The sequence below is a fragment of the Sandaracinus amylolyticus genome (assembly GCF_000737325.1).
Taxonomy (GTDB): domain Bacteria; phylum Myxococcota_A; class Polyangia; order Polyangiales; family Sandaracinaceae; genus Sandaracinus; species Sandaracinus amylolyticus.
On record NZ_CP011125.1, the window covers coordinates 4,153,663 to 4,166,309 of the forward strand.

13 protein-coding genes are annotated in these 12,647 nt (G+C 70.4%); 10 read left to right on the forward strand and 3 right to left on the reverse strand.

The features are described 5' to 3' along the window. From DB32_RS49090 to DB32_RS17665, 8 genes are all read left to right on the forward strand, one after another. On the forward strand, positions 1–723 hold the full coding sequence (locus DB32_RS49090) for a hypothetical protein (protein WP_053233627.1): 723 nt from the start codon (positions 1–3) through the stop codon (positions 721–723). A gap of 50 nt (positions 724–773) precedes the next feature. Further along, positions 774–1,718: an SCO family protein gene (locus DB32_RS17635; RefSeq protein WP_053233628.1), complete on the forward strand. Its 945-nt coding sequence runs from the start codon at positions 774–776 to the stop codon at positions 1,716–1,718. A gap of 3 nt (positions 1,719–1,721) precedes the next feature. After that, positions 1,722–2,759 carry a cytochrome c oxidase subunit II gene (locus DB32_RS17640; RefSeq protein ID WP_053233629.1) on the forward strand — a complete coding sequence of 346 codons (1,038 nt, stop codon included), beginning with the start codon at positions 1,722–1,724 and terminating at the stop codon, positions 2,757–2,759. A 33-nt stretch (positions 2,760–2,792) separates the two neighbouring features. Next, on the forward strand, positions 2,793–4,499 hold the full coding sequence (ctaD, locus tag DB32_RS17645) for a cytochrome c oxidase subunit I (protein ID WP_075097546.1): 1,707 nt from the start codon (positions 2,793–2,795) through the stop codon (positions 4,497–4,499). 3 nt (positions 4,500–4,502) lie between these two features. Next, a complete protein-coding gene (locus tag DB32_RS17650) occupies positions 4,503–5,219 on the forward strand; it encodes a cytochrome c oxidase subunit 3 family protein (protein WP_053233630.1) in 717 nt (238 codons plus the stop codon). Between the two features lie 10 nt (positions 5,220–5,229). Next, positions 5,230–5,757 (forward strand): cytochrome C oxidase subunit IV family protein, encoded by a 528-nt coding sequence (locus tag DB32_RS17655; RefSeq protein ID WP_053233631.1) that lies wholly within the window; start codon positions 5,230–5,232, stop codon positions 5,755–5,757. A 124-nt stretch (positions 5,758–5,881) separates the two neighbouring features. Continuing rightward, entirely contained in the window at positions 5,882–6,652 is a 771-nt protein-coding gene (locus DB32_RS17660; RefSeq protein WP_157069126.1) for a hypothetical protein, read from the forward strand. 37 nt (positions 6,653–6,689) lie between these two features. Continuing rightward, the gene (locus DB32_RS17665) at positions 6,690–8,081 is read left to right on the forward strand and encodes an alpha/beta hydrolase (RefSeq protein WP_157069127.1); all 1,392 of its coding nucleotides are present in this window, start codon (positions 6,690–6,692) and stop codon (positions 8,079–8,081) included. Positions 8,082–8,094: 13 nt separating this feature from the next. On the opposite strand, the gene DB32_RS17670 is transcribed toward DB32_RS17665, so the two are convergent. Together DB32_RS17670 and DB32_RS48290 are read right to left on the reverse strand one after the other, a co-directional pair. Beyond that, on the reverse strand, positions 8,095–9,069 hold the full coding sequence (locus DB32_RS17670) for a lysylphosphatidylglycerol synthase transmembrane domain-containing protein (protein WP_053233634.1): 975 nt from the start codon (positions 9,067–9,069) through the stop codon (positions 8,095–8,097). Continuing rightward, positions 9,066–9,299 carry a hypothetical protein gene (locus DB32_RS48290; protein WP_053233635.1) on the reverse strand — a complete coding sequence of 78 codons (234 nt, stop codon included), beginning with the start codon at positions 9,297–9,299 and terminating at the stop codon, positions 9,066–9,068. The genes DB32_RS17670 and DB32_RS48290 overlap by 4 nt, the downstream gene beginning before the upstream one ends. 99 nt (positions 9,300–9,398) lie before the next feature. Here DB32_RS48290 and DB32_RS17680 point away from each other — a divergent pair, with 99 nt between their 5' ends. Both DB32_RS17680 and pgsA read left to right on the forward strand, forming a co-directional pair. After that, positions 9,399–10,769: a tetratricopeptide repeat protein gene (locus tag DB32_RS17680; protein ID WP_053233636.1), complete on the forward strand. Its 1,371-nt coding sequence runs from the start codon at positions 9,399–9,401 to the stop codon at positions 10,767–10,769. A gap of 93 nt (positions 10,770–10,862) precedes the next feature. Next, positions 10,863–11,558, forward strand: coding sequence for a CDP-diacylglycerol--glycerol-3-phosphate 3-phosphatidyltransferase (gene pgsA, locus DB32_RS17685; protein ID WP_053238850.1), 696 nt, complete (start codon positions 10,863–10,865; stop codon positions 11,556–11,558). Between the two features lie 90 nt (positions 11,559–11,648). Here pgsA and DB32_RS17690 read toward each other — a convergent pair whose 3' ends face one another. Further along, positions 11,649–12,542: an NAD(P)/FAD-dependent oxidoreductase gene (locus DB32_RS17690; RefSeq protein WP_157069128.1), complete on the reverse strand. Its 894-nt coding sequence runs from the start codon at positions 12,540–12,542 to the stop codon at positions 11,649–11,651. Positions 12,543–12,647: the final 105 nt, after the last annotated feature.

Below are 12,647 nucleotides of genomic sequence, written 5' to 3' on the forward strand. Positions count from 1 at the left end.
ATGGCGCACGAAGACACGACGCCGACCCACGCGGTCCCGGCCACTCGCCCGCGTCCCGACGACACGCCGCCGCGCAACCGGGTGATCTTCACGTACACCGTGCTCGCGGTGATCACGCTCATCGGCCTCAAGTACGTGTTCGACTCGTACATGGACGTCAGCCGGCGTGATCGCCGCCGCGAGAACATCGAGGAGAGCCGGACGACCGCCGAGCTCGCGGAGTACCGCGAGTCGCAGCGGGAAGCGCTGCGCGGCGGTGCGATGCCGGTCGACCGCGCGATCGACGAGCTCGGTCGCCGTGGTCGCGGCGCGTTCCCGCTGATCCGCCCGGCGGCGTCGCAGGATCTCGATCCGCTTCGCGGGTGGCAGCAGCTCCCGCGCGAGCTCCCTGCGGCACTCGCGCCCGCCGCTGCGCCGACGCCCGAGGCGACCCCGGTCGAGGCGGTGCCTGCCGAGGGCGAGCCCGGCACTGTGCCTGCCGACGGTGCGACGCCGACCGAAGGTGCTGCGCCCGCCGAAGGTGCGGCGGCCGCCGAGGGTGCGGCGCCTGCCGAAGGTGCGGCTGCGCCGGCTCCGGCGCCCGCGGCGGAAGCTGCGGCTGCGCCCGCGGAGGCCGCTCCGGCGGCCGAGGCGGCGCCTCGCGCGCGTCGTCCTCGTCCCGCGGCGGCGCCCGCCGAAGGTGCAGCGACGCCGGCGGAAGCCGCGCCTCCCCCGGCGGAGTGATTCCTTCCCTCTCCCGCTGACTGCTCTCAGAACCCGAGACTCTTCGAACGATGTCGACCCGCCTGGCTGCTGCGATCGCGCTGCTGCCGCTCCTCCTCGGAGCGAGCAGCTCGATCGCGCGCGCCCAGACGGCGCCGATTCGTCCCGAGATCCCGGCGGGCACCGTGCCTGACGAGATCCCCGGCGTCGGTGTCGACGAGCAGTTCGAGCGCGCGGTCCCGATGGACGCGGTGCTCGTCGATCACGAGGGGCGTCGCGTTCGTCTCGGCGACTTCTTCGACGGCGAGCGCCCCGTCGTGCTGACGCTCGTCTATCACCAGTGCGCGAGCTTCTGCGACATGGCGCTCCGCGCGTTCGCGGATCAGCTCCAGCAGCAGCCGTGGACCGCGGGCGTCGAGTACGACGTCGTCACGCTGAGCATCGATCCGCGCGACACGCAGGGCGACACGCTGCGCGACGCGCGCGCGCGCATCCTCGGCCGCTACGGCCGCGACGAAGCGCAGCGCGGCTGGCACTTCCTCGGCGGCACCGAGCAGGAGATCCGTCGCGTCGCGGACGCGGTCGGCTACCGCTACCACTGGGACGAGCGCACGCAGCAGTTCGCGCATCCCGGCGCGATGGTCATCCTCCAGCCCTCGGGCGCGCCGTCGCGATATCTCTACGGGCTCGAGATTCCGTTCAACGACGTGCGCATCGGCCTCGCGGAGGCGAGCGAGGGAAACCACCTTGCCACCGCCGAGCGCGTGATCCGCGCGACGCTCCTCTACTGCTATCGCTGGGATCACAGCGACGGTCGTTACGTCCTCGCGGCGTGGCGCATCATGCGCGGCGGCGGCGTCCTCACCGTGCTGATCCTCGGCGGGTTCCTCTTCACGTTCTGGCGCCGCGAGCGCCGACGCGGCGCCTCGAAGAAGACGTCGACCGCCGCGCCTTCCATCTCCGACGTAGCTACGACGACCGACGCGAGCGCGGCTGCGCGCCCGCGAGAGAGCTGACCGATGGACGAGCAGGAATACATCACCCATCCGACGACGCAGCTGCCCCCGCAGCTCTCGACGTTCGCGCCGGAAGTCGACTGGGTCTACGACTTCATCTTCTGGATCAGCGTCGTGTTCTTCGTCGGCATCATCGCCGCGACGCTGTATTTCATGTGGGCGTATCGCCGTCGCCCCGGCGTGAAGTCGGAGCCGACGGGGCACCACAACGCGCTCGAGCTCTTCTGGACGTTCGCACCGCTGATCCTGCTGGTGCTGATGTTCCACTGGGGCTTCCAGGCGTACATGGTCCAGGCGAACGCGCCCGACGACGCCTACAACGTTCGCGTCCGCGCCCGTCAGTGGGCGTGGGAGTTCGAGCATCCGAACGGCATCACCGAGGACAACGAGCTGCACGTGCCCGCAGGGCAGCCGGTGCGACTCATCATGTCGTCGTCGGACGTGCTCCACTCGTTCTACGTGCCCGACTACCGCATCAAGCGCGACGCGGTCCCCGGCATGTTCACCTCGCTGTGGTTCGAGGCGATCGAACGCACCGACGTGACGCCCGAGGGTGATCTCTCGCGTCCCGACGCGCGCCGCGTCTGGTATCGCAACCAGGTCTTCTGCACCGAGTACTGCGGCGCGGGCGGCAGCTGGGGCGACAACGCGGGCCACGCGACGATGTACGCGCAGATCCTCGTGCAGCGTCCCGAGGACTTCCAGGAGTTCATCACGAACCCGCCGCCCCCGATGTGCGGCGATCATCCGTGCACGCCGCCCGAGTGGGGCGAGCAGCTGTTCTCGCAGAAGGGCTGCACCGCGTGCCACGCGCGCGAAGAGGGCGCGCCGCAGCTCGCGGGCCCGAACCTCCACGGTCTCTTCGGTCGCCAGGAGCGCCTCCAGGACGGCTCCACCGTGTCGGTCGACGAGGCGTACGTGCGGCACTCGATCCTCGAGCCGCGCGCTCAGGTGGTCGAGGGGTTCAACCCCGTGATGCCGAACATCCGGTTCAGCGAGCAGCAGCTCGATGCGCTCGTGACCTACCTGCAGACGCTCTGAGAAATCCGCAGTACCAGCCTAGGTGAGACGACGATGACGGCTCAGGCAGGGGCGACCCACCCGACTTCGCACGATCACGCGCACGACGACGCGGACTACCTCCGCGCGTCGAGCGGCTTCCGCTCGTGGGCGATGACGCTCGACCACAAGCGCATCGGCATCATGTACCTCGTGGCGGTGCTCACCGCGTTCCTCGCGGGCGGCATCTTCGCGCTCATCGTGCGCACCGAGCTGCTCTGGCCCGGCCGCACGATCGTGGACCCGGACACCTACAACAAGGCGTTCACGCTCCACGGCGCGATCATGGTGTTCCTCTTCATCATCCCGAGCATCCCCGCGGCGCTCGGGAACTTCTTCCTGCCGCTGATGCTCGGCGCGAAGGACGTCGCGTTCCCGCGGCTCAACCTCGCGTCGTTCTACATCTACGTGTTCGGCGCCATCTTCGCGCTCTTCAGCATCGTCACGAGCGCGGTCGACACGGGCTGGACCTTCTACACGCCGTACTCGACGCAGACCGGCACCGCCGTCATCGCGATGACGCTCGGCGCGTTCATCCTCGGCTTCTCGTCGATCCTCACCGGCGTCAACTTCATCGCGACGGTGCACAAGCTCCGCGCGCCCGGCCTGCACTGGAAGCGCCTGCCGCTCTTCGTGTGGTCGATCTACGCGACGAGCGTCATCCAGGTGCTCGCGACGCCGGTCCTCGCGATCACGCTGCTCCTGCTCATCATGGAGCGCGCGCTCACGCTGGGCATCTTCGACCCGCGCCTCGGCGGCGACCCGGTGCTCTTCCAGCACTTCTTCTGGTTCTACTCGCACCCGGCCGTCTACATCATGATCCTGCCCGGCATGGCCGTGGTCAGCGAGCTCATCGCGACCTTCAGCCGCCGCAAGATCTTCGGCTACATGTTCGTCGCGATGAGCTCGGTGGCGCTCGCGCTGCTCGCGTTCCTCGTGTGGGCCCACCACATGTTCGTCGCGGGCATGAGCGAGTACGCCGTCATGGTGTTCTCGGGCCTGACCTTCCTCGTCGCGATCCCCTCGGCCGTGAAGGTCTTCAACTGGGTCGCGACGCTCTACAAGGGCTCGGTCTCGTTCGAGTCGCCGATGCTCTACGGCCTCGCGTTCATCGTGCTCTTCACGGTGGGCGGGCTGACCGGTCTGCCGCTCGCGACGATCGTCACCGACGTCCACCTGCACGACACCTACTACGTCGTCGCGCACTTCCACTACGTCATGGTCGGCGGGACCGTGTTCGGGTTCGTCGGCGGCCTGCACTACTGGTGGCCGAAGATGACGGGCAAGCTCTACAACGAGCGGCTCGCGCAGATCGCGTTCTCGCTCGTGTTCACGGGCTTCAACGTCACGTTCTTCACGCAGTTCCTGCTCGGCAGCCACGGCATGCCGCGCCGCTACTACGACTACCTCGACCAGTACCAGCCGCTGCACGGCTTCTCGTCGTTCGGCTCGTACATCCTCGGCGTCGGCTTCGTGATCATGCTCTGGATGTTCATCCAGTCGCTGATGCGCGGCCCGAAGAGCCCGCCGAACCCGTGGGGCAGCGCGGCCTTCGAGTGGCAGACCTCGAGCCCGCCGATCGCGCACAACTTCCACGAGACGCCGATCGTCACGCGCGGCCCGTACGACTACCACCTCGCGACCGAGGAAGAGCTCTACACGGGCTTCCCCGAGGACCGCGTCGAGCGCGTGACCGCGAAGACCGAGAAGGAAGAGGGCTGATCGATGGCGACCCCGACCACCGAGAGCGCGGCGCACGACGAGCACGCGCACGGCTCGCATGGCGCGCACAGCCATGCGGCGCCGAAGTGGCTCCAGCACCACTTCGACATGCCGGTCCAGCAGTTCGAGGCGGCCAAGCTGGGCATGTGGGCCTTCCTCGCGCAGGAGATCCTGTTCTTCAGCGGTCTCTTCGTCGCGTACGCCGTGATCCGTCAGCAGTACCCGGAGGCGTTCGCCGCCGGGTCGCACCAGCTCGACAAGATCATGGGCGGCATCAACACGATCGTGCTGCTCTTCAGCTCGCTGACCGCCGCGCTCTCGGTGCGGTCGGCGCAGCTCGGCAAGAAGAACGAGGTCAACCTCTACCTCGGCATCACGATCCTCTGCGCGTTCGGGTTCTTGATCATCAAGTACTTCGAGTACGCGGCGAAGATCGAGCACGGCCTGCTGCCGGGTCAGTACTGGCACCCGCACCTGGAGCACGGCCACGCGCTCTTCCCGGCGCACACGCACGTGTTCTTCGGCGTGTACTTCATGCTGACCGGTCTGCACGGTCTGCACGTCGCGATCGGCATCGGGATCCTCGCGTGGATCATGTGGCGCAACAACCGCGGCGAGTTCTCGAAGGACTACTGGACGCCCGTCGACCTCGCCGCGCTGTACTGGCACCTCGTCGATCTCATCTGGATCTACCTCTTCCCGCTCCTCTACCTGATCTGAGGGCCTGATCATGAAGTCCGACTTCCACGACGCCGAAGACCCGCATCACGAGGGCGCAGTGCACGTCCACGTGCACCCGGTGAAGCTCTACGTGGCCGTCTTCCTCGGGCTGATCGCGCTCACGATCATCACGGTGGCGACGAGCTATCTCGACATCGACGGCCTCATCCGCCCCGGCACGCCGGCGGGCGCGGGCGGGTTCAACCTGGGCCTCGCGATGCTGATCGCGACGAGCAAGGCCGCGCTCGTCGTCACGTGGTTCATGCACCTGAAGGACGACAACCGCTTCAACGCGCTGGTGTTCGTCGGCTCGGTGCTCTTCGCGGGGATCTTCCTCGCCTACACGATCAACGACACCGCGTACCGCGGGCAGACCGACCCGTTCAACGGCGTCTACGTCCGCCCCGACACCGGTGAGCGCGCGCCCGGCGGCATCGACCACGTGATCGCCGGCGAAGAGCCCGAGGCCGGCATCGCCGCGCCGGAGGTCGACGCGCCGGCCGAAGGTGGCGCGACGCCGAGCGGCGAGCACCACTGATCGGCCCTAGAGACTGGCAATGAGCCAGCGCTCCGCTGCGTTCGTTCGAGAACGTCGATGCGGACGACCGGCGCCCCGCGGGATCCCGCGGGGCGTCGTCGTCTCCGTCGTGCTCGCGGCGACGATGATCGCGACGTCGTGCATCCCGCTGCCGCGCGAGCGCGTGAGCGAGGGCAGCGACGAGGGATATCCGACGTGCGGTCGCGACGCGCTGCCCGAGGGCGACGTGATCGCGCGCGGCGCGCTGCGGGCCGGTCCCGTCATGCAGGCGCGCTCGCTGATCGAGACGTTCGAGGTGCGGCGCCGCGACTGCGTGCGCGTGTTCACCGGCAATCAGAGCTGGGACATGTCGAGCATCGATCTCGACGTCGTCTACGACGAAGAGACGCAGCTCCCGCTGCGCGCGTGGAAGCGCATCGTGTCGCCGGGAGCACGCCCCGGTGAAGAGCGCATCGACCTGCGGCGCTTCGAGCTGCGCACGCCGCGCGTGGCGCTCACGCAGCAGACCGACGAAGGCGGGCTCGAGCACTTCCTCCTGCGCGGCGAGCGACCGCGCGCGATCATCGGGCCGGGCCGCGGGCTGCTCACGATGTGGATCCAGCGCGCGCAGCTGCCCGTCGGCGGTCGCCTGCGCGAGCACGTCCTCGACATCCGCGAGTCGATCGAGGTGATCCGAGAAGTCACGCTGCGCCGTGTCGAGGATCGCGACGACCCGGCGATCGGGCGCCGGGTGCGCGTCTACACGATCTACGGTCGCGAGCCGATCTACACGGACGAGAACGACGTCGTGCTCGGCGACATGATGGGCCTCGTCCCGGCCGAGCGCGTGACCGAGCCGCTGCCGCCGCGCTTGTTCGAGCCGCCGGGCGCGCCCGACCCGGTGCACACGCCGTGAAGAACGCGTAGCATCGCAGCCCGTGACGCGGGCGTGCGTGACTGTGCTCTGGGCGGTGGCGCTGGTCGTGGGCTGCGGAGGTGACGGCCCATCCGCGCCGAACGACGCGGCGGTCGTCGATGCGCGCGTGATCGAGCGGGTCGACGCGCAGATCCCGCGCGACGCGGGTGTCGACGCCGCGGAGGCGATCGACGCGTCGAGCGAGTCGCGCATCGACGCGCTCGTCGAGCTGCTCGCGAGCGAGACGGACGTCGCGCGGGTCGACTCCGCGCTCCGCGATGTCGCGCTCCGCGACGGGTGGCCGGTGCGCGAGGACGGACGCTGGCTGTTCGCGACGCGCTGGGACGGATCGCCTCCGCGCGTGTCGCTCGTGGGAGACGTGAACGCGTGGTCGACGAGCGCGCACGTCGCGACGCGCGCCGCGAGCGGCGCGCACTGGTTCGTCGTGATCGACGAGAGCACGTTCGTCGCGAGCGCGATCGGCGCGAAGTACAAGTGGTGGGGCGAGCCCGACGTCTATCGCGCGCCGTTCGAGTCGCTCGCGTACGGATACGACGACTTCGGTGAGCACGGATGGGTGCGCCCGCCGAGCGATGCGCCGCACCTCGAGCGCTTCGTCGCGTTCGACTCGGCGTTCCTCGACGCGCCGCGTGCGGTGCGTGCGTGGCTGCCCGCGGGGTTCGTCGCACGCAGCGAGGGCGCGTCGCGCGTGCGCACGTTGCTCTTGCACGACGGCAACAACGTGTTCGATCCGGGCGCGCTCTTCGGCGGCTGGCAGGTCGACGCGACGCTCGCGCGGGAAGGATGGAGCGACGTCGTCGCGATCGCGATCGACAACGCGCCCGATCGCATGAGCGCGTACACGCACGTGACCGACGTGATCGGCGGCAGCACGACCGGCGGACGCGCAGCGGACTACCTGCGCATGATCGAGGACGAGGTGCTGCCCTTCGTGCGTGCGCGCTACGGCATCGTCGCGAGCGGGCGCTCGCTGATGATCGCGGGGAGCTCGCTCGGCGGACTCGTGTCGATCTGGATCGCGTCGCAGCGGCCGGAGCTCGCAGGGTGCGTCGCGGGTCTGTCGTCTACGCTGGGTTGGGGCTCGATCGGGCGCGCGGGCGGCGCGGACACGCTGATCGCGCGCTGGAGCGGACGTCCCGCGGTCGCCATCTACCTCGACTCCGGCGGGAGCGCGGGCAGCGGCTGTGTCGACTCCGACGGCGACGGCATCGACGACGACGGAGACGGTCGCGACAACTACTGCGAGACGCGGCAGATGCGCGAGGTGCTGCGCGATGCGGGCTACGTCGACGGAGTCCACCTGCACTACGTGCACGCACCGGGCGCCGCGCACGACGAGGCCGCGTGGCGCGCGCGCTTCCCCGCCGTGCTCGATGCATGCGACGCGTCGGGCTGGGCCGCGCCCTAGAAGTGAGCCGGGCTCATTTCCGCGAGGTGCGTCGCAGCACGAACAGCGCGATCGCGCCGACGACGACCGCCCACCACAGCGTCGCGAGCCGCACGAGCAGCGTCGCGCCGGTCGCGATCGACGCGGTCACGCCCACGCCGAGCACCTGGAGCGAGCCCGCCATGCCCGCCTCGGTCACGCCGAGCCCGCCGGGCAACATCGCGAGCGCGCCCGCGATCGTCGACGCCGCGTACGCGAGCGACGCGGGGCCGAGCTCGATGGTCGCGCCCTCGAAGCCGCGCACGATCGCCCAGAGCGCGATGCACTCGAGCCCCCACGAGAACGTCGCGAGCAGCGTCGCCATCACCAACGGCGCGGGGCGCACCAGCGTCGCGAGCGCCTCCCACGCCTCGCGCAGTCGGGGCGCGATGCGCTTCAAGCCCGGCAGCTTCGCCGCGATCGCGAGCGCGAGCTCCGCGAGCGGACGGATCGACACCACCGCGATCACCGAGAGCACCAGCGCGCCGCCGATCGCCGCGATGACCGCGCCCTGATCGAAGAAGAGCGATCCGATCGCGGTGAGCGCCACGAGCGCGAGCAGATCGGTCAATCGCTCCGCGAGCACGATCGGCGCGGTGCGCGCGACCGAGACGTCGCGCGCTTCCCACAGCAGGAACGACTTGAAGACCTCGCCGAGCTTGCCCGGCGTCACGCTCATCACGAAGCCCGCGAGGAACACGAGCAGGCTCTCGCCCGCCGGCACGTGCACGTCGAGCGCGCGCAGGTAGTACTGCCAGCGCACGAAGCGGATGCCGTAGTTCGCGCTCGCGAGCGCGAGGGCGAGCGCGAACGTGCTCCACGCGAACGTCGAGAGGTTCGCCGCCAGCGCGCGCACGTCGCCGTAGAGCGAGAGCCCGGCGAACACCATCGCGCCGAGCACCGTGCCCAGCATGATCCGCCGCGCGAGGCCGCGCGTCGGCGGCGCGCTCGTCGTGCTCGGCTCGCTCATCGCGACCTCCGCATCGCGCGCACCAGCGCGAGCGCCGACGCCGCGACGACGAGCGCGCCGACCACCACGATCAACCACTCGGGCACGCCGAAGATCCCGCGCTCGATCGTGCCCTCGGGAGGTCGCTCCCACCGCACGCGCGGCGCCACGCCCGCGTCGTCGTCGGCCACGGCCGTCGCGCTCACGAGCATCGCGACGGAGAGCGGGATCGCGACGAGCTTCTCGGGCATCGCGGGCCGTTCTGACACACTCCCAAGCCCGCGGCATCGCGCACGAACCTCGACATCGAGGCGCGCCCTGCATACCCTCGGGCCTCTCGTCGTACCCGCATGGCCGAGGACAGCACGCCCCCGCAGGCGCCACCGCACGCGCGCCTCCCGATCGACCCGGGAGGCGACGTCGGATGGGACGAGGATTTCCTCTTCCACCTCTCGCGCGGGAGCGAGCTGCTCCTCGAGAACCGCGTCGTCGAGGCGAAGGAGCAGCTCGAGCGCGCCCTCGCATATCGTCCCGCCGACGCGAAGGGCCAGGATCTCCTCGCCGGCGTCTACTTCCGCCTCGGCGTGTACCCGCGCGCGATCGAGCTGTGGCGCGGCCTCGTGCGCACCTTCCCGCGCGACGCGACGCTGCGCGTGAACCTCGGCCTCGCGCTGTTCAAGACGGGGCAGCCCGAGGACGCGCTCGATCACCTGCGGCGCGCGCTCGAGGTCGACCCCGAGCACGCGCGCGCGTGGGGCTACGTCGGGCTCATCAAGTGGCGGCTCGGCAAGCTCCAGGAGGCGCGCGACGCGTTCGCGCGCGGCGGACAGGCGTCGATGGCGCGCCGCATGGAAGAGCTCGTCGCGAGCTCCGCCGGCGTGCTCGACGTGCCGCCTTCCGAGGTGCGCGCCGACGATCGCGAGGTCACCGAGGTGCGCACCACCGCGGACGCCGCGATCGGTCGCCTCGGCGACGACGCGTCGCTCGTGCTCGAGACCACGCGCGAGGCGGCCCACGAGCGCAAGGCGACCGGACAATGGCGCGTGCACGAGGCAGGCGCCGACCCGATCCCGCGCAGCGCGCACCCGACGCGCCCGACGCCGGCCGACGCGCCGATGTCGCTCGCGTCGCTGCTCGACTGGTGGGCGCCTTCGGTGCCGAGCGGCGAGCCCCTCGTCGTGTCGTCGTCGGGCGCGCTCCTCCTCTCGACCGAAGGCGCGCTCCACGCGCGCGAGACCGGCGTGCGCCTGGTGCGGGGCACGCCGACGTCGGGCCCGGTCACGCGTCGCTTCCGCCGTCCGACCGACGAGCGCCTCGGCGACGAAGAGCCGATCCTGCGCTGGCAGGGCCCGCTCCTCGCGGTGATCACGCCGCGCGCCGGCGAGCGCTTCCAGGCGCTGCGCATCGACGACGACGTGCTCTACGTCGTCGAGCGCTTCATCGCGGCGTTCGACGATCGCGTCACGTTCGAGAGCGGCCGTCTGCCCGAGCACGCGGGCGCGGGGCGCCTCGCGCTCTTCCGCGGCAGCGGCTCGCTCGTCCTGCGTCTGCCGCGCCCACCGACCGCCGTGTCGGTCCGCACCGGCGAGGACGTGCGCGTCGCGCCCGAGTCGCTCCTCGGATGGACGGGCCGTCTCTTCCCGCTCGACGAGGCGGTGCGCGATCCCGAGGGCGACGCGATCCTCGCGCTGCGCGGCGACGGGACCATTCTCCTGGTGTGATCGCGTCGGCGTGACCATTCCATGACGCGTGCGCGCATCGACGCGCTCCGCGCGCCTGGTATGACTCTAGGCCTCTCGCGACGAATGCCGCCGATGAGCACAGCCGAGCATCCGCCCACGCCTCACGCGCCCGCTGCCGCCGCGCCGCGCGTCGTGGTGCAGAAGCGCACCGGCATCCGCGAGGACGCGCTCAACCTGCCGAACCTCCTCACGATGCTGCGCATCGTGCTGATCCCGGCGGTGCTCTGGCTCATCACCGAGGGCACGCCCGAAGGGAACTTCTGGGCGGCGATCGTCTACTCGGTCAGCGCGATCACCGACTTCATCGACGGCTACCTCGCGCGCCGGATGAAGCTCGTCAGCGTGCTCGGGAAGTTCCTCGATCCGCTCGCCGACAAGCTGCTCGTGATGGGCACGCTCGTCGCGATGACGGCGATCGGTCGCGTGCCCGCCTGGGCCGTGATCCTGATCGTCGCGCGCGAGCTCTCGATCACGAGCCTGCGCGTCATCGCGATGAGCGAGGGCGTGACGATCGCGGCAGGGCAGGGCGGCAAGGAGAAGGCCGCGCTGCAGATGGTCGCGATCCTGATGTTGATCCTGCACCAGGCGTTCGCGATCGACTTCTTCTTCTTCCAGGTCCACGCGGACTTCCACGAGATCGGCCTCGCGCTGCTCTACCTCAGCGTGTTCTTCGCGCTGACGAGCGCCGGCGAGTACGTGAAGATCTTCGTCGACGCCGTGGAGCAGAAGGAGAAGCGGCTCGCGGAAGAAGACCGCCGCGAGCCCTGATCGCCTACCGGAGTGCTCGTCGCGCAGGTCCCGGACGGGAGCGCGCGAAGCGCGCGGACGGTAGGGACCGAGGCGAGCCGATGATCGGGCTCAGTACGTCGACAGCGTGAGCTCGTGGTTCAGCGCGTACGCGGCGCGCGCGCCCGCGGCCGCGCCGAGGATCGCGCTCTGCTGCATCGTCGTCAGGTCGCCCGCCGCGAAGATGCCCGGGACGCTGGTGCGACCTTCCGGATCGACGCGCACGTAGCCGTGATCGTCGAGCGCCAGATCGAGCTGCGTGACGAGCTCGGTCTGTCGCTGCGGCGGCTTCATGAAGAGCGCGTCGCGCGCGACGCGCGTTCCGTCCTCGAGCTCGATCGCGACGAGCCGGTCGCCCTCGCCGACGAGCGCGCGGATGCGCCGCTCCTCGATGCGCACGTTCGCGCGCTCGAGCCGCTCGCGCATGTCGCTCGGCACCTCGAAGCGCGCGTCGGTGAACGCGATCACGTCCTTCGACCAGCCGCGCAAGAACGCGCCGAAGATCGCCCACTCGGGCCCCGCGAGCAGCGCGGCGAACGCGCGATCCTGGATCTCCCAGCCGTGGCAGTACGGGCACTGGAACACCGAGCGTCCCCAGAGCTCGCGCATGCCGGGCAGCTCGGGGATCTCGTCGATCATCCCGTTGCACAGCACGACGCGCCGCGCGTCGACGGTGCTTCCGTCCGCGAGCGTCGCGCGGAACGCGTCGAGCTCGCCGTCGATGCGCGTGACGCGCACGCCGTCGCGGATCTCGACGTCGTACTGCGCGAGCTGGGCGCGCCCGATCGCGCGCAGCTCCGCGGGAGGCGTTCCGTCGCGCGTCATTAAGCCGTGCACGTGCTCGGCGCGCGCGTTGCGCGCGGGCGTCACGTCGCAGAGCAGCACGCGTTTGCGCGCTCGTCCGAGCTGGAGCGCGGCGGAGAGCCCGGCGGGCCCACCGCCGACGATGATGGCGTCGTATCTCATGCGCTCGTCATCGTGCGCGATGCGCGCGACCGGGAGTGCGGCAAATGCGCGCACCCCCGACGGAACGCGAACGGCCCCCGACGCACGAAGCATCGGAGGCCGCGC

Bases quoted from the DNA above. Each gene is read 5' to 3' on its own strand.
- DB32_RS17650 (WP_053233630.1), top strand. From the start codon at position 4,503: ATGGCGACCCCGACCACCGAGAGCGCGGCGCACGACGAGCACGCGCAC.
- DB32_RS17640 (WP_053233629.1), top strand. From the start codon at position 1,722: ATGGACGAGCAGGAATACATCACCCATCCGACGACGCAGCTGCCCCCG.
- DB32_RS17670 (WP_053233634.1), bottom strand. From the start codon at position 9,069: ATGAGCGAGCCGAGCACGACGAGCGCGCCGCCGACGCGCGGCCTCGCG.
- DB32_RS17655 (WP_053233631.1), top strand. From the start codon at position 5,230: ATGAAGTCCGACTTCCACGACGCCGAAGACCCGCATCACGAGGGCGCA.
- ctaD (WP_075097546.1), top strand. From the start codon at position 2,793: ATGACGGCTCAGGCAGGGGCGACCCACCCGACTTCGCACGATCACGCG.
- DB32_RS17680 (WP_053233636.1), top strand. From the start codon at position 9,399: ATGGCCGAGGACAGCACGCCCCCGCAGGCGCCACCGCACGCGCGCCTC.
- DB32_RS49090 (WP_053233627.1), top strand. From the start codon at position 1: ATGGCGCACGAAGACACGACGCCGACCCACGCGGTCCCGGCCACTCGC.
- DB32_RS17660 (WP_157069126.1), top strand. From the start codon at position 5,882: ATGATCGCGACGTCGTGCATCCCGCTGCCGCGCGAGCGCGTGAGCGAG.
- DB32_RS17635 (WP_053233628.1), top strand. From the start codon at position 774: ATGTCGACCCGCCTGGCTGCTGCGATCGCGCTGCTGCCGCTCCTCCTC.
- DB32_RS17690 (WP_157069128.1), bottom strand. From the start codon at position 12,542: ATGAGATACGACGCCATCATCGTCGGCGGTGGGCCCGCCGGGCTCTCC.
- DB32_RS48290 (WP_053233635.1), bottom strand. From the start codon at position 9,299: ATGCCCGAGAAGCTCGTCGCGATCCCGCTCTCCGTCGCGATGCTCGTG.
- pgsA (WP_053238850.1), top strand. From the start codon at position 10,863: ATGAGCACAGCCGAGCATCCGCCCACGCCTCACGCGCCCGCTGCCGCC.